Origin of the sequence: Pseudomonas sp. IT-232MI5, from assembly GCF_949767845.1 — a bacterium.
Lineage (GTDB): Bacteria > Pseudomonadota > Gammaproteobacteria > Pseudomonadales > Pseudomonadaceae > Aquipseudomonas.
Map to the genome: position 1 here is coordinate 384,326 of NZ_CATKQE010000033.1, position 17,023 is coordinate 401,348.

The 17,023-nt window shown below is 59.8% G+C and carries 12 protein-coding genes; 7 read left to right on the plus strand and 5 right to left on the minus strand.

The window, feature by feature from the left end:
• Positions 1-32 precede the first annotated feature (32 nt).
• The 4 genes from ACM6JQ_RS17625 (at position 33) to ACM6JQ_RS17640 (ending at position 7,020) form a co-directional block, all read left to right on the plus strand.
• On the plus strand, positions 33-1,607 hold the full coding sequence (locus tag ACM6JQ_RS17625) for an arylsulfatase (RefSeq protein WP_095112052.1): 1,575 nt from the start codon (positions 33-35) through the stop codon (positions 1,605-1,607).
• A 193-nt stretch (positions 1,608-1,800) separates the two neighbouring features.
• Entirely contained in the window at positions 1,801-4,305 is a 2,505-nt protein-coding gene (locus ACM6JQ_RS17630) for a fused MFS/spermidine synthase (protein WP_414894331.1), read from the plus strand.
• A 100-nt stretch (positions 4,306-4,405) separates the two neighbouring features.
• Positions 4,406-6,025: a J domain-containing protein gene (locus ACM6JQ_RS17635; protein WP_414894332.1), complete on the plus strand. Its 1,620-nt coding sequence runs from the start codon at positions 4,406-4,408 to the stop codon at positions 6,023-6,025.
• The gene (locus tag ACM6JQ_RS17640) at positions 6,022-7,020 is read left to right on the plus strand and encodes a DUF3829 domain-containing protein (RefSeq protein WP_414894333.1); all 999 of its coding nucleotides are present in this window, start codon (positions 6,022-6,024) and stop codon (positions 7,018-7,020) included. Before ACM6JQ_RS17635 ends, ACM6JQ_RS17640 begins: the two co-directional genes overlap by 4 nt.
• Before the next feature lie 49 nt (positions 7,021-7,069).
• On the opposite strand, the gene ACM6JQ_RS17645 is transcribed toward ACM6JQ_RS17640, so the two are convergent.
• Entirely contained in the window at positions 7,070-7,744 is a 675-nt protein-coding gene (locus ACM6JQ_RS17645; RefSeq protein WP_414894334.1) for a DUF3313 domain-containing protein, read from the minus strand.
• Between the two features lie 212 nt (positions 7,745-7,956).
• On the opposite strand from ACM6JQ_RS17645, the gene ACM6JQ_RS17650 reads away from it, so the two are divergent.
• Positions 7,957-10,317 (plus strand): tetratricopeptide repeat protein, encoded by a 2,361-nt coding sequence (locus tag ACM6JQ_RS17650; protein WP_414894335.1) that lies wholly within the window; start codon positions 7,957-7,959, stop codon positions 10,315-10,317.
• Between the two features lie 349 nt (positions 10,318-10,666).
• On the opposite strand, the gene ACM6JQ_RS17655 is transcribed toward ACM6JQ_RS17650, so the two are convergent.
• From ACM6JQ_RS17655 to ACM6JQ_RS17665, 3 genes are all read right to left on the minus strand, one after another.
• Positions 10,667-11,641 carry a hypothetical protein gene (locus tag ACM6JQ_RS17655; protein ID WP_123375399.1) on the minus strand — a complete coding sequence of 325 codons (975 nt, stop codon included), beginning with the start codon at positions 11,639-11,641 and terminating at the stop codon, positions 10,667-10,669.
• A 235-nt stretch (positions 11,642-11,876) separates the two neighbouring features.
• On the minus strand, positions 11,877-12,356 hold the full coding sequence (locus tag ACM6JQ_RS17660) for a DUF934 domain-containing protein (protein WP_007919006.1): 480 nt from the start codon (positions 12,354-12,356) through the stop codon (positions 11,877-11,879).
• Positions 12,353-14,026, minus strand: a complete 1,674-nt coding sequence (locus tag ACM6JQ_RS17665) for a nitrite/sulfite reductase (protein ID WP_414894336.1) — start codon at positions 14,024-14,026, stop codon at positions 12,353-12,355. The genes ACM6JQ_RS17660 and ACM6JQ_RS17665 overlap by 4 nt, the downstream gene beginning before the upstream one ends.
• Before the next feature lie 346 nt (positions 14,027-14,372).
• Here ACM6JQ_RS17665 and ccoN point away from each other — a divergent pair, with 346 nt between their 5' ends.
• Together ccoN and ACM6JQ_RS17675 are read left to right on the plus strand one after the other, a co-directional pair.
• A complete protein-coding gene (gene ccoN / locus ACM6JQ_RS17670; protein ID WP_414894337.1) occupies positions 14,373-15,800 on the plus strand; it encodes a cytochrome-c oxidase, cbb3-type subunit I in 1,428 nt (475 codons plus the stop codon).
• Positions 15,801-15,818: 18 nt separating this feature from the next.
• Entirely contained in the window at positions 15,819-16,037 is a 219-nt protein-coding gene (locus ACM6JQ_RS17675) for a hypothetical protein (protein WP_016983187.1), read from the plus strand.
• A gap of 306 nt (positions 16,038-16,343) precedes the next feature.
• Here the strand turns inward: ACM6JQ_RS17675 and ACM6JQ_RS17680 are convergent, their stop codons facing one another.
• A complete protein-coding gene (locus tag ACM6JQ_RS17680) occupies positions 16,344-16,835 on the minus strand; it encodes a hypothetical protein (protein WP_414894338.1) in 492 nt (163 codons plus the stop codon).
• Positions 16,836-17,023: the final 188 nt, after the last annotated feature.

Consider the following 17,023-nt stretch of genomic DNA (forward strand, 5'->3'; position numbering starts at 1 on the left):
ATAAACGACCCCCGCGAAAAGGAGCTAGTCATATGACTCGCATACGCAAGTGGCTACCGAAACTCGCCCTGGTGGCGACTTCGGTCATGGCGCTGTCGGCAACTGCCACAGCGGCTGAGAAACCCAACATTCTCGTAATCTTCGGCGATGACATCGGCCAGACCAATATCAGCGCCTATTCGATGGGGGTGGTGGGCTACAAGACCCCGAACATCGACCGCATCGCCAAAGAAGGCATGATGTTCACCGACTACTATGCGGAGAACAGCTGTACGGCTGGACGATCGTCGTTCATCACCGGGCAGACTCCATTGCGTACTGGCCTGTCGAAAGTGGGCATGCCTGGCGTGCCAGTCGGCTTGCAGCCCCGCGATATAACCATCGCCCAGGCATTGAAAGCACAAGGTTACGCAACGGGCCAGTTCGGTAAAAACCACCTCGGTGATAAAGACGAATATCTGCCGACTAACCATGGTTTCGACGAGTTCTTCGGCAACCTCTATCACCTCAATGCCGAAGAAGAACCGGAGCGTCCGTACTGGCCCAAGAATGATGCCGAGTTTGTCAAGGCAGCCTCTCCGCGTGGCGTGATCCACAGTTTTGCCGATGGCAAGATCGAGGACACCGGCGCGTTGACCAAAAAACGCATGGAGACCATCGACGACGAAACCACTGCCGCCGCTCAGGCGTTCATCGAGAAGCAATCGAAGGCGAACAAACCGTTCTTCGTCTGGATGAACACCACCCGCATGCACGCGTTCACTCACGTGCGCGAATCGATGCAGGGTCAAAGCGGCATGGTCGGCAACGAATATGCCGATGGCATGATCGAGCACGACGGCGACGTCGGCAAACTGCTCAAAACGCTCGATGACCTGAAGCTGACCGACAACACCATCGTGGTCTACACCACCGACAACGGCCCTAACCAATGGTCGTGGCCGGATGCGGCAACCACACCGTTCCGCAACGAGAAAAACTCCAACTGGGAGGGTGCGTATCGAGTGCCTGCAATGATTCGCTGGCCGGGTAAAGTCAAGGCGGGGGAAGTTTCGACGCAGCTGTTCTCGGGTCTGGACTGGTTCCCGACGCTGTTGGCGGCGGTCGGCGACACCGATATCAAGGATCGCCTGCTCAAAGGCGCCGACGTCGGCGGCAAGAACTTCAAGGTGCATCTGGACGGTTACAACCAGTTGGATTACCTGACGGGCAAAACCGACAAGAGCGCGCGCGAGGAGTTCTACTACTTCAACGATGACGGTGTGCTGGTCAGCATGCGTTTCAACGATTGGAAACTGGTCTTCTGTGAGCAGCGCGCTCCCGGTGGTCTGGAAGTGTGGAGCGAACCGTTCGTGTGCCTGCGTGTGCCGAAAATGTTCAACCTGCGCATGGACCCGTACGAACGGGCTGACATCGTGTCTGACCAATACTATGACTGGCTGACGAAAAACGACTATCTGATTTTCGACGGCACCCGCAGGGCTGCGAAGTTCCTGCAGACATTCGTCGACTATCCACCGAGTCAGCGTCCGGCGAGCTTCAGCATCGACCAGATTCGTGAGGACGTGGATCGCCGCATCGAAGAGAAAATGAAGAAAGCCCAGTAACACCGCTCGACTGCCGCTCGCCGTCACCGGCGGGCGGCCCTTTTTTGATCGTTCCCACGCTCTGCGTGGGAACGCAGCCCGGGACGCTCCGCGTCCCTTGCCGAAATGGACGCAGAGCGTCCAATGAGGCATTCCCACGCAGAGCGTGGGAACGATCAGCCAGTCACCATCACTTTTGAATTAAGGCCTCCGCATGTCCTCACGTATCGCCAGCAAGCCGTCGGCCATACCCGCCTCGCATACCGCCGCTCCCGCGCTGGTGTTCCCCGCCCTGCTGCTGTGCATCTCCGGCGCAGCGGCGCTGGTCTATCAGGTGCTGTGGATCAAGCAACTGTCGCTGGTGGTCGGCGTCGAGGTGTATGCGATCACCACCGGTATCAGTGCGTTTTTTGCAGGCTTGGCTATCGGTGGCTGGCTGTTCGGGCGCTGGGCCGATCGCTTGCAGCAGCCGGTGTTGCTGTATGCCGGGCTGGAAGTGCTGGTGGCGATTCTCGGCGTCGGCGCGACCGTGGCCATGAGCCTGGCGGCCAGTCCGTTTGCCTGGCTGCAAGAGCATGTCGGCCTGATCGCGTGGATATTGCCGTTCGCATTGGTCGGCTTGCCGGCGGTGTTGATGGGCGGCACCCTGCCGGTGCTGGTGCGTTCGCTCGCCGCCGATCCGGGCAAGGCTGGCGGTCAGTTATATGCGGCCAACACCTTGGGGGCGATTGTCGGCACCCTCCTCGCCGCGTTCGTGTTGATCGCCAGCCTTGGTGTGCGTGGCAGTGCCTTGTTCGCGGCGATGCTCAATCTGCTGGCAGCCATCGGTGCGTTATGGCTGGCCCGGCAGCATCCGGCGCCCCTGACCACCACCGTCAAACACCACGCGGAAAAAGCCCCGGATCGAACCGCGCTGTGGCTGTACTCCATCGCCGGTGGCGTGGCGCTCGGTTATGAAGTGGTCTGGTCGCAATCGATCGTGCAGTTCATGAGCACTCGCACCTACGCGTTTGCCGTGGTGCTGGCGACCTATTTGACCGGGTTGTTTATCGGCAGCGCCCTGCTCGCCCGGCGGGTCGAGCGAATTCGTGATCCGTGGGGCGTGTTCGGCTTGCTGATTGCCGGCGCCGGCCTGATCGCGTTGCTGGAAATCGCCGTGCTCGGGCGCTGGCTGGTGATCGCGCAAAGTCAGGCGGAAATGTGGCTGTTGAGTCTGGGCACCAGTGAACTCGCCGGCATGAGTGCACGCTTCGCGGTGGCAGCGTTGAGCATTGTCTTTGTACCGACGCTGCTGCTTGGCGCGGCGTTTCCGCTGGCACTGCGTTTGAGTGTCGGCCATGAACGCGTCGGCCGGGATGTGGGTGCCGTGGTCGCTTTCAATACCCTCGGCGGGATCGTCGGGGTGATGCTCTGCGGCTTCCTGTTGATCCCGCTGCTGGGGCTGGTGCGGACCTTGGGCCTGCTGGCGATTATCGCCGCCGGCATCGGCTATTTTGCCGTACGCAGAGGTCATCACGTGAAGAAAGGCCGGCGTCAGGCCGTGGTTGCCCTCGGTCTGGTCTCGGTTGCATTTGCCGTGTTTACCCCGGTCGACAAACTCGCCAGCCTGCTGCCCGGTGCGCGCAACGGCAGCCTGTCGTTCTATGAAGAAGGACGGGGCGGCACCGTCGCCGTGGTTGCTCAAGGTCGCGGCGATAACACCTTTCATCGTTTGTATATCCAAGGCGTGTCGAACACTGGTGACGCCATGCCTTCACTGCGCTACATGCGCGTGCAAGCCTTGCTGCCGCTGTTGATTCACAACGGTGAGCCACGCTCGACACTGGTGATCGGTTTCGGCACCGGCATCACTGCTGGCGCCCTGCTGCGCTACCCGGGGCTGGAACATCGGGTGGTCGCCGAGTTGCTGCCGTCAGTGGTCAAAGCCGCGCCGTTGTTCAAGGGCAACTTCAACGCCGCCAGCGATCCCGGCGTCGATGTGCGTCTGCGCGACGGGCGCCAGGAACTGCTACGCAGCGCACAAACCTACGACCTGATCACCCTCGAACCGCCACCGCCCTCTGCGGCCGGTGTGGTCAATCTGTATTCGCGGGATTTCTATCAGTTGGCGGCGAGTCGCCTGGAGGACAAAGGCATCGTCGCGCAGTGGCTGCCGTTGCCGACGCAGAACATCGACGACTCGCGTTCGCTGGTGCGCAGCTTCCTTGATGTGTTCCCGTATGCCTCGCTGTGGACCAGCGAATTCCACGAGATGCTGCTGGTCGGTTCGCTGCAGCCGATGGAACTGGACGCCGCAAAAATCACCGCGCGTTTCCAGCAGGACAGCGTGCGTAGCACCTTGCAGGATGTCGGTATCGGCTCGGCCGCTGCCCTGCTCGCGACCTGGGTCACCGATCGCGCCGGGCTTGAACGCTTTGCTGCCGATGCGCCTGCGGTGACCGACGATCAGCCGAGGATCGAATATGCGCCATGGGTGCGCAGCAAGGAGATCACGCGCGTGTTGCCGGCACTGTTGGACCTGTATCAGGCGCCGTCACTGGTGAATGCCGATGCCGGTTTCAATGAACGTATGGAAAGCCATCGTCAGCGCCTGATGCAGTTCTATCGCGCCAGCCTGCATGCCTATGACGGCGACCGCGATGCCTGGGCACGGGATATCGGCGAGGTGATGCGCGGCGATGGCGGCAACCCGTATTTCCGCTGGTTCGTCGGCAAATGAATGGTGGCTGAGGACTTTTCGACGCGAAACAGGTAGGGTGCGCGCAATCAAAGTGCCACCACTGGACCGCGTCGAAGGTTTTCATGGAGTTGTACACGCAATGAGTTGCTGGACCGTCCTTGGCCTTACCGCCGACGCCGATACGCGCAGTATCAAACGCCAATACGCCGCCCTGCTCAAACAGACCCGCCCGGACGAAGACGCCGAGGGCTTTCAGCGCCTGCGTGACGCCTATGAGCAAGCCCTGAATTACAAGGAATGGGCGCAGGTCCACGAAGACAACGAAGCGCCGGACGACAGCTGGGATTTGACCGGCCTGACCGTGGTCGAAGTCGATGCCTTGCAACAGGCGACGCGCTCGCTGCACGGCACCAGCCTTGCGCAGTTGCAACAGCGCCATGCCCTCGCCGTTGAGCAGGGTTGTGCGCATATTCTCGAAGAAACCCTGCTGCAGCATTGCATCGAGCACCCTGACACGTCGGCGCCGATGGTCGATTGGGCGGTGCAGACCTATCACTGGTTCAGTGCCTGGCAGCGGCTTGAGCTGGATGAAGAGTCGATCGAACTGTTGCTCGATCAGCAGCGTGATCGCATGACTCGACCATTGCGTGATGCCCTCGAACGCGAAGACGGCGAAGCCTTTTTGCGGGCCTACGCACAGTCCGCGCAATACCTTTGGCTCGACGCTGAAGTGCACCGGCAGTGGTTCAACCTGTACCTGAGTCGATTGCTGCTGGACAGCGAATACTGGTCCTCCGCTATTTTCGAACAGGTGTGCGTTGGCCAAGGCTGGCACTCCGGCCCGGCCAACCTTTGCCCGAAAGATGAATGGAAGCGGCTGACCGCTCGCTACGAGGCACCGCGGTTTATCGCGCAGCAACGTCAACTCGCCGAAGAGCCGCCCGCCACCGCCGAACACCGCGCCGCCCGCCTGTTGCTCGGCAGCGGCCCGTTCAGCCAGCGGCGCGCACTGGCCCGGCGCCTGCGTGAGAAAGATTGGGAGCATTGCCGACACTTAAGTTCGGCGCTGTACGCCAATCATCCGAAGGTCTGCGCAGAGTTGCCCGGTGGCACCGCGTTTTTCTGGCGTGATTGGGAACTGAAACGCGGTGAATGGCCGACCTACGTTGGCGTGGTGCTGGCTTGTCTGATCGGTGCGTTTACTCATTTTATCCCGCTGGGGCTGCGCGTCACCGGCCTGTTCAATATTTTCATGGTGTCGATCGTGGTGTTTGGCGTAATTGCCGCCGGCCTCAATTGGCTGGCCCACGATCTGGCGCACCGTTATTGGCTGCTGGATGACTGGCTCAGCGCGCGGCTGTGTCCGGGGATCGTGGCGCCATTCGGGGTACTTCGCGACCTGATTCCCTGTGCGCTGATGGTCGCCGGACTCACTTGGCTATTCGGTCCTGTCGGCGGGGTGGTCTATGCAACGACGTTGGCGGTGGTCGGCCTGGTCCGGCGGCGTCAGATCGAACCGCACGTGTCCTGGGAACAACGCAATCCACTGCTGAAGATTTGCCTGGCGGTACTCGGCGTTGTCGCCCTGGTGATCTTACTCGGCGTGCTCAATGTGATCGCCAGCAAAGACACGGTGACCCGCAATCAGGGACTGCAACCCTGGGCCGAGCGTTTGTGCAGTCGTCTGCCCGCCACGGCGACTGGCTGCGGTGCACCCGCTACCCGTGAGCAATGGTATGGCGCGGAGGCAAAACCATGAGTTCAAGAATGATGTTTGTCAGTGGTCTACTGATCGCACTGCTGGTGATGGGGTTGTCGGGGGCAACCACGCCGTTCCTGCAACTCGACCTGTGGCTGGACAATCGCGACGCGCCCGTCACTGCTCAGGCCAACGCGCTAAGCCCGATCATCACCTGCATCAACCGAGTCGACGTGCATTGGCAGGTCGCCTACGAGCAATACAAACACCCGAAACCGCCAAAGGATTATTCCGCCGCCAATTGGGTCCCCGAGCCACGGGACTTCGAAGACAGCGATGCGCGCATCGTGCAGGACATCCAGAAGGATGTCTGTCTTTCCAACATGAACCTGAAGCTCGATCTTCTGGGCTATCAGCCGGGACTCTCGCAACGCGCCCGTGACTATGCGAAAGCGCTGCAGGGCGTGGCAACAGTATCGATGCCCTCACGATTCGATAGAAGTGCCAGCTTCGTTTCCGTGTTCCCGAATCCGTCAGGGGGCTACCGGGAGCGGTACCTGAGCGCCATCGCTGACTACCTCCAAACGTCGGCGGCCTTGAGAAAAGACCTTCTTGCGCTGGATATGGCCCAGCGCAGCGAACAACTGAAACGGCTGGATGCGCGCATGGGCAAGGAGATCCACTGGTCGCTGCTGGCCTACATGATTCAGGCCCGAAATACGCTGGAGCAGTTGGAAGACGGGATGAAGCACCAAACGCTGACACCGCAAACCGTGGCGGACACCACCGCCAGCCTGCAACAGGCATGGTCTCGCCGCGAGCCTTCCATGCGCACCGGCGAGCGCGGATTCCGCACCAAGGATGATGACGCAAAGGAACTGTGGGAATACATCAGCGAGCCCGCGCAGCATTACCTCGACGCGCTGAACACCCTGCACAAGGACTGGCAGGAACACGCCGAACCGCAACGTTTGAGCGACGACTACTACGCCGTCACCCGTGGTTACGACGCCTTGCTCAGCCACTACAACCGCCGGGCACGCGCCAACTTCTGAGGAGTTGCACCGGCCGGACCGTCCTCGTGGACAATCCGGCCGGGCGCACTTATTTGACAGCCTTGAGCTTCAGATACGACTGACGCATGTCCGAGGCCCAGCCATCGATCACCGGTTTGACGTCATTCGCCGTCATCGCCTGCGAGTCATTTTCCAACGGCTTGCCGGTGCCTTTGCGCACCACTTGCGCGACGACCTTGTTATTCGCGCCATCGAGGAACACCGCTTCGGTGGCCAGGGTAGTTTCCTGATCGCGAATACCGCTGGCGGTGCTGACCGCAGCGGCGACCAGAGCAATCGGAATCACCTCATAGGCGTGCAGACCTTCAGTCTTGCTGCTCACGGCGGTGATCGCCGCACGCACCACAATCACGCCCGGGCCTGGGCCGGTGGCCAACGGCAGGTCTTTGCCGATTTCACGCTTGAGTGCCTGATCGTAGTAGGAAGTGATGCCATTGAGGGTTTGCTGGGAGATCTTCGCGGTCGGTTGCGGTTTCGGGTACAGCTGGGTCGGCTCGATATACACACTGGTGAATTTCTTGATGTCGACCTTCGGATCGATCCAGCGCATGACCTCGGCACCGGACGGCGATTTGGCCTCCTTGAGCTGGCTGTAGTCTTTGAGGAAGCCGGAGTACTCTTTCGGGTCGACGGTTTTGCTGGAACAACCCACCACTGCGAGAGTGGCAAAACACAGAGTGCCCATCATCACTGCTAGCTTCATGCTGTAACTCCTGTCAGAAGGCCGAAAACTTTGCCTGGGGGAGTTACAGGTATAGCTAAAACCTCAGTAATTGCGATTGCAAAGCACAAAATTCACACAAACCTGCGCGACGGATCACAAGGGTCATTTGACAGACGCCGATGATCCGGCAAAGCTGCATCGAGCTTGAACGCACGCCAGACGGCAAATGCACCTGGACTACGGAAGTCGCAATGCCCAAGCATAAAAATAAAACCGCACAACCTGACCCTGATTCGACGCAACCTTCCATTTCAAAATACCTGTTCCCGATCACCATCGCTGTACTGCTCGCCGCCGTCGCGGGCATCGGCTGGTTTCTGTTCAGCCCTGCTCCGGCGCCGTTGAAACCCGCGCCGATCAGCGCCCCCGTCGCCCCGGCTGCCAAGCCACAACCAGTTGTGGCGAGCAAACCGGCAACCATGGTCGATGAACAACAATGCCAGGGCTGCCACAGCGAACAGGTCAAGGACTGGCAAGGTTCGCATCACCAATTGGCGATGCAGCCGGCGAACGCCGAAACCCTGCTCGGCGACTTCAACAACGTCACCTTCAAAGGCGAAAACGAGACCACGCGTTTCTCGCGCAAGGGCGATGAATTCTGGGTCAATACGCCCGGCATCGACGGCAAGAACGCCGACTTCAAAGTCGCCTACACCTTCGGCATCGCGCCGCTGCAGCAATACCTGATCGAAGTCGGCGAAGGTCGTTTGCAGGCGCTCGGCGTGGCCTGGGATACCGAGAAACATCGCTGGTTTCATCTCTATCCCGGCCAAGGCGTCAACTTCAAGAATCCGCTGCACTGGAGCAAGCCGAGCCAGAATGCCAACTTCATGTGCGTCGAGTGCCACACCACCGGCTTCAAGCGCAATTTTGATGCGGCCAGCAACACCTTCAACAGTCAGTGGAACAGCCTCGGTGTCGGTTGCCAGGCTTGCCACGGCCCGGCCTCGAATCACCTGGAGTGGACGCAGAAAAAAACCGACCTGATTCATCAGGGGTTTGACGTCGACCTCAAGGACAAGAACGCCACCGTCGAGATCGAAACCTGCGCCCGCTGCCATGCACGTCGAGCGCCGTTGGGCGATGGCTACACCGTCGGCAAGCGGCTGATGGACGACTACCTGCCGAGCACCCTCACCCGCGAACTGTATGCGCTGGACGGCAAGATCAAGGATGAGGTGTTCGAACACGGCTCGTTCCTGCAAAGCAAAATGTTCGACAAGGGTGTGCGTTGCAGCAACTGCCACAACCCGCACAGCAACGAACTGAAAGCCCCGGGCAACGCGGTGTGCCTGCAGTGCCATAACACCGCTGGCAAGACTTCAATCGAAGGTGTCGACGGCAAAGGCCTGCAAGCGAAGAACTACGATTCCATCGAGCATACGCGCCACACCATGGGCCAGCCCGGTTCGCAGTGCGTCGATTGTCACATGCCCGGCAAGTTCTACATGGGCAATGACTTCAGGCATGACCACAGCTTCAGCATTCCCAACCCGGAACGGGCGCAGAAGCTCGGCACCCCGGACGCCTGCCTGTCCTGCCATCAAGGTAAGGCTGGCGACAAGGTCACCGCGCAGTTCAAGTTGTGGAGCGCCTCTACCGCGCCGCTGGCACCGCGTTATGACGAAAGCCTGTGGTTGATCCGCAACGGCCAGCCGGGCGCCGCGGATGCGCTGTATGAGCAGTTGCAGCGCAGCAATTTGCCAGCGATTCAACGGGCGACGTTGCTCGCTGAATTGCCGCTGTACCCGAGCGAACAGGCGTTGAAATTGGCTACGCAGGACCTGAAGAATCCGGCGCCGCAAGTGCGTGAAAGTGCGGTGCGAGCGATCAGTGCATTCCTGCCGCCAGCGGAGCGTGCGCCATTGTTGTCGCCGCTTCTGGGTGATCCAGTGAAAGCGGTGCGCATTGTGGCTGCGCGGGATCTGTTGAGTGTTGCGCGCAACAATGGTCTTGGCGCTGCGCAAGCCAATTGGGAGGCTGCGATTGCCGAGTACGAAGCGGTGCAGAAAAGCCTGCTGGAACGTGCCGAGGCCAATCTGAACCTGGCGATGTTGTATCAGGCCAGTGGCCGTGGTTCGGAAGTCGAAGGTCTGTTGCGCTCGGCGCTTAAGCGCGACCCGGATTTCTATCCAGCGTTGGTGACGCTGGTGCAATGGCTGGAGGCCAATGGCCGTGGCCAGGAGGCGCAGACGCTGTTGGATGACAGCCTCAAGCAGCATCCGGACGCCGCACTGTTGCAGCACACCCGTGGCTTGTCGCTGATCCGCGCCGGCAAGACCACCGAAGCCATGTCACCGCTGAAAAAAGCTGCGCAACTGGAGCCGCAGAACGCACAGTACGGTTATGTGCTGGCGGTGGCGCTGCATGAAAGCGGCAAGGTCGATGAGGCGTGCGCGGTGCTGGAAGGTTTGCTCAAGGTACAACCGGCGAACCGCAATGCGCGGTTGTCGCTGATTCAATGGTATCTCGACAGCGGGCAGGAGCCGAAGGCGCAGGTGCTGTTGCAGGGGTGGAAGAAGATGAATATGGGGGATCCGGCGCTTAAGTGATTGGCTGGAGATTGGCTTCCCTCACCCTAGCCCTCTCCCAGAGGGAGAGGGGACCGACCGGGGGAGATTCAAGAATTCCGCCGACTTGAGCGATTGGCTTTGAATCCATAATCGACTCGGTCTTTCACGTCGGTGGAGGACGACAGACACCCCGGTCAGTCCCCTCTCCCAGAGGTAGATGGAGGGGACCGATTGGGGGAGATTCAAGAGATGCACCGACGTGACCGATTCGCTTTGAATCCATAATCGACTCGGTCTGTCACGTCGGTGTCGCTCGCCAGACAACTCGGTCAGTCCCCTCTCCCTCTGGGAGAGGGTTAGGGTGAGGGGCTTTTCAGGGTTCACGCCATTACCAGGACGACGTCTCACCACTGCGCAATGCCATCTCGCGCCGGCTGTTGATGTGCATCGCCTTGATCAACGACACCGTGCCCACCAGCAAAATCGCCGCGCCCAACAGGAAGTCGATGTTGTAGAGCTGGAAGTCCTGCACCGGCCCGATCAGCAGCACCCGCACGATCGCAGCGCCCAACAGCGTGGCGAGGAAGTCGATCCCCGGCTCGTTACGGTAGAACACCAGCAGCAACGGCAGGCACAACACCAACAGCAGCAACAACACGACAACCTTGAACGAACCTTTGCGCTCGACGCTGAACGCACACTCGTGCGGGCCGTAAGCCTTGTAATCGTCATCGCGGATCATCGAGTTGTTCTCGTTGATATAGTCGACGCGGTTGTACTTCTGGATCGGTGTGAAGGTATTGGACATCTCCATCAGCGTGGTGATGTTCTTGAAGCGCAGGTCGATGCGCTCGCTGCCCTTGAGGTAATAAAGCACCGGTTTATAGCCGTAGCGATAAGTGTCGAAAGGGAATTCGGTGACCTGACCCTGCACACCGATCGGCCGTGGTTCGAGTTCGGCATAGGCGCTTTTGTTGGTGGCCGACAGGTTGCGGCTCAGCGGCTGCACCTTGACCTGTTCAAGGAAGATCGGCGTGACGCCATAGGACCACTGCAACGGTTCCAGACGCAAACGCAGTTCGTTGCGGCTGAGGTCGTAACGGTTGAAGGTGCGTTCCGAAACCACAAGGGAGCCACTGAGCATGAACTCGCCGCGCAGGTTGTTGGTGACGCGCAAGGTCAGTTGGTCCTTGCCCAGCAACGCCGCTTCGGTGGACGGTGGCGTGCCGCACCACGCGGTGCTTTCGCCGACGCCGCCGAGCTGGCCGCTGCGGTTTTCCTTGAATACGTAAAAGTAACTGGCCCACAGCGTCACCATCAAAAGCAACGCTGTGAGGCCGAGGATTTTTTTGCCCGGACTCACTGATCAGACTCCCTTCTTCGGTTCCATCGTCCAGCCGAAAACCCGCTGGCGACGGCGACTCTACCAAAAGGCCACCACTGACCCAAGGAAAAATCCCCGATTGGCCAAGGTTGTAAGGGTTTCCCCGGTGGTAAAAGCCAGATCAAAAGATCGTCCGAACGCGGCCCGAACCTGCGGCAGCTCCTACACGCGATCCACTGTAGGAGCTGCCGCAGGCTGCGATCTTTTTTAACCGTCAACGCCGACGGAACAACGGACGTGGTTCGATCACCGAACGCCCATACAACACGCTCATCCCGGCCAACCCCTTCAGTGCATCCTCGGCAGATTTGTCCTCACGCACCGCAAAACTGTCGAACCCGCACTGGCGCATATGGCTCAGTTGATCACGCAACACATCGCCGATCGCGCGCAACTCCCCTGCCCAGCCGAAACGACTGCGCAGCAGATACGCCTGGCTGTAAGCGCGGCCGTCGCGAAAACTCGGGAAGTCCAGCGCGATCAGCGGCAACGATCGCAACCACGGCACCAGGCTTTCAACCTCATCGTCCGGGCCCAGCCACACCGCGTGGGTCGACGGCGACTCCAGCCAGTGCGCCAGTGGCAACATCAGCAAACCTGCCGGCCTTGGCGTCGATGGCTCACGCACCAGCGTCCATGGGTCATCCGTGACTATTCGCGCCACGCCCTGCTCCAGTCGCAACAGATTGTTCATACCGCGGCCTCCAGCGTTTTCGGATAGACCCGCTCCTTGAACGGCTCCAGGCCAATCCTTGCCACGGTGTCGACAAACAATTCCTCGTGCTCGCGATAGCGCACAAAGGTGCCAATGATCCGCTCGATCACCTGCGGCACTTCAGCGGCGCTGAACGACGGGCCGATGACTTTGCCCAATGCGCTGTTTTTGCCTTGCGCGCCGCCGAGGGTGATCTGATACCACTCGCTGCCGTTCTTATCGACGCCGAGGATGCCGATATTGCCGATGTGGTGATGGCCGCAGGCGTTCATGCAGCCGGAGATGTTCAGGCTGATATCGCCCAGATCATGCAGGTAATCGAGGTTGTCGAAGCGTGCCTGAATCGCCTGGGCAATCGGGATCGATTTGGCGTTGGCCAAGGCACAGAAATCGCCGCCGGGGCAGGCAATAATGTCGGTCAGCAGGCCGACGTTGGCGCTGCCCAGATCGTGTTTGCACGCCAGTTGCCAAAGCGCATAGAGATCGGTTTTCGGTACATCGGGCAGGACGATGTTCTGCTCGTGGGCAATACGAATCTCGCCGAAACCGAAACGCTGCGACCAGTCAGCGACTGCGAGCATCTGCACGCCGGTGACATCCCCCGGCGGCGAGGCCATGCCCGGTTTGGTCGACAGCACGACGCTGGTGTAACCCGGCACTTTGTGCGGCTGCACATTGCGCGCGACCCAACGAGCGAACGCCGGGCTTTCGGCCAGGCGCGTGCCGAAGTCCAGATCGGTGTCGGCCAGGCTGTGATAAACCGGCGGCACGAAGGCGCTGGCGACCCGTTGGTATTCGGCCTCGGTCAGTTGCGCCGGGCCGTCCTTGAGGTGTTGCCATTCCTCTTCGACTTCCTTGGCGAACGCCTCGATGCCCAGCGCCTTGACCAGAATCTTGATCCGCGCCTTGTACTTGTTGTCGCGCCGGCCGTGGCGGTTGTACACCCGCAGAACCGCTTCGACGTAGGACAGCAAATGCTGCCACGGCAAGCCTTCGCGGATCTGCAAACCGAGAATCGGCGTGCGGCCCAGGCCACCGCCGACGATCACTCGCAGGAGCATCTGCCCGTCGCGACCGGGGTAAAGGTACAGACCGATGTCGTGCATCATGATTGCGGCGCGATCCTGTTTGGCCGAGCAGATGGCGATCTTGAATTTGCGCGGCAGAAACAGGAATTCCGGGTTGATCGTCGACCACTGCCGCAGGATCTCGGCCAACGGGCGCGGGTCGATCAGTTCGTCAGCCGCGACCCCGGCGAAGGCCTCGGTGGTGATGTTGCGCACGCAGTTGCCGGACGTCTGGATCGCATGCATGTTGACCTGCGCCAGACGTTCGAGAATATCCGGCACGTCGCTCAGTTCGATCCAGTTGAACTGCATGTTCTGCCGCGTGGTGAAGTGGCCGTAACCGCGATCGTAATCGCTGGCGATGCTGGCCAGCGTGCGCATCTGTTCGGCGCTCAACGTGCCGTAGGGAATCGCCACGCGCAGCATGTAGGCGTGCTTCTGCAGGTACAGGCCGTTTTGCAGGCGCAGCGGCAGGAACTCCTCTTCACTCAATTCCCCGGCCATGAAGCGCTCGACCTGATCGCGAAACTGCGCAACGCGCTCGAACACCAGCGCCCGGTCGTAATCATCGTATTGATACATGCAACTGCCACCTCATCAGGACGCACACAATTCCTGTAGGAGTGAGCCTGCTCGCGATAGCGCTGTGTCAGGCAACTGAGATGTTGACTGACATAGCGCTATCGCGAGCAGGCTCACTCCTACAGATTTTCCCAGACTATGGCCGAACAGCGCAGCACGTTACAGATTCACCTGAAGTCATAAAAACCATATCAGGGCGCGGCAGAACGCCGCAGCCAGCCCTTCAATCTGATCCGCACAAATCAAAGATTCCTGAGCCTGTTTTGTTTCTGGCGGGGTTTCTACAGTGCAGCTCATGCCAGACCGGGTGGCCTGGCAAGACTTTGCAACCGTGGATGAACTGACCATGAGCACAGCAACAATCGGACAGGCTTATAACTACAAGGTCGTCCGCCAATTCGTCATTGCCACAATTTTCTGGGGCGTGGTGGGCATGGCGATGGGGGTTTTGATCGCCTCGCAACTGGTGTGGCCAGAGATGAATTTGGATCTGCCGTGGACCACCTTCGGCCGTCTAAGACCGCTGCATACCAGCCTGGTGATTTTCGGTTTCGCCGGCAGCGCGCAATTTGCCGCCAGTTATTACGCGGTGCAGCGGACCTGCCAGGTGCGGCTGTATTCGGACAAACTCGCGGCGTTCACGTTCTGGGGCTGGCAATCGGTGATTGTGATCATGCTGATCACCCTGCCAATGGGCTACACCACCACCAAGGAATACGCCGAGATCGAATTCTCCGGCGCGGTGTGGATGGCCGTGGTCTGGGTCGCCTACGCCATCGTTTTCTTCACCACCGTGGTACAGCGCAAGACCAAACACATCTACGTCGGTAACTGGTTTTTCGGCGCGTTCATCCTGGTGATCGCCATGCTCCATGTGGTCAATCACCTGTCGATTCCGGTGGACTGGTTCAAGTCCTATCCGGTGTATTCCGGTGCTACCGACGCCATGGTGCAGTGGTGGTACGGGCACAACGCGGTGGGTTTCTTCCTGACCACCGGGTTCCTCGGGATGATGTATTACTTCGTGCCGAAACAGGTCAATCGCCCGGTGTATTCGTATCGCTTGTCGATCGTGCATTTCTGGGCGCTGATCACCCTGTACATCTGGGCCGGCCCGCACCATTTGCATTACACCGCACTGCCGGACTGGGCGCAGTCGCTGGGCATGGCCATGTCACTGATCCTGCTCGCGCCGAGCTGGGGCGGGATGATCAACGGCATGATGACCTTGTCCGGCGCCTGGCATAAGTTGCGCACCGACCCGATTCTGCGCTTCCTGGTGTTGTCGCTGGCGTTCTACGGCATGTCGACGTTCGAGGGGCCAATGATGGCGATCAAAACCGTCAACGCCCTCTCCCACTACACCGACTGGACCATCGGCCATGTGCACGCCGGCGCCTTGGGCTGGGTGGCGATGATCACCTTCGGCGCGACCTATCACATGGTGCCGAAAGTCTTCGGTCGCGAGCAGATGTACAGCACGCCGCTGATCAACCTGCACTTTTGGCTGGCGACGATTGGCACGGTGTTGTACATCGCTTCGATGTGGGTCAACGGTATCACCCAGGGCCTGATGTGGCGGGCGATCAACGAGGACGGCACGCTGACCTATTCGTTCGTCGAGGCGCTGCAGGCCAGTCATCCGGGGTTCATCGTGCGTTTCGCCGGTGGGGTGTTCTTCCTCACCGGGATGTTGCTGATGGCTTACAACGTGTGGCGCACGGTGCGGGTTGCCGACGTTGCACTGGCGCGCAGTGAAGCGCAGATCGCCTGAGGCAGGGAGCCGCTCGTGATGGAGATTTTCTTTGATGTGTTGGGCGTGGTGTTTCTGTGGCTGGCGGTGGAGTACTGCTTGCGGCGGGAGACAGCGGACAGTCTGGATGAGGCGAGCATGGTGCCGTTTGCCGATGATCCGGAGGTGGCTCGGCGGGTTGAGCTGGCTACCGGAAAAACCGTGAAAGCGGTGGCGCCGGAGGTGGCGAAGCCGGGGTGGGTGAATCTTGATATGTGAGGGGTGTCAGGTGGGCTGCCCTCACCCTAGCCCTCTCCCAGAGGGAGAGGGAACTGACCGAGCTGTTTGTTCGGGTTACGCCGACCTGAAATATCTCGGGTGAATGCAATCTCAAAAACAATGAAGATCGGCTCCCTTTCCCCCTCGCCCCCCTGGGGGAGAGGGAACTGACCGAGTTGTTTGTTCGGGTTACGTCGACCTGAAATATCTCGGGTGAATGCAATCTCAAAAACAATGAAGATCGGCTCCCTTTCCCCCTCGCCCCCTTGGGGGAGAGGGCTGGGGTGAGGGGGTAAGCTCTTGATCTTAAACGCGATCGCGAGGAATCAGACTCTGCAACTGCTGGGCAAGGAAATTGGCGTCGAAGGCAAACGTATCCGGATCCTTCAAGCCATTGGTCTTGCGCCATTGCCACGTGCCGTCCGGCAATCCGACCAGCGAAATGCTGCCATACCGCGCCGCCGTCAGCCCCATCACCGCGAGCGAGATCTGACCCGCGCTGCCCATTACATCCGGCACGAACTCCACCGGTTTGCCGGCAATCACAATGCTCAGCTTCTCCGTCTTGAAAGTTGACGTCTCTACCGGGTTACTCGGCCCGAACGCGACATAGGCCTCGCGGCTAACCTCCAGTAGATTCGGCGCCTGCACCGGCTCCAGCCATTGCTGAATATCACCGAACAGCGCAGTAATCCGCGTGGCCCAAGCGGCTGATTGCGTCTCGAACAGTTGCTTCTTGTGCGCTTCGCTCTCGGCGTAATGACGAAGCATCTCGCCCAGTTGTTGTACGTCGTTCATGAGCAAGCTCCTCAATTGGCCTATGAGTACGGATAGTGGCAGATCGACCGGCCTACGTACGTTTAAGTAATCACCCCATACTCCTTTATCGAGCCCTTTAACCGACAGACGGTTAAAATAAGGCAAAATACCTGTCAGTTCTGACAGTGCTCAGCCTGCAAAATTAGTGTTTCATTCATCAGCGAGGT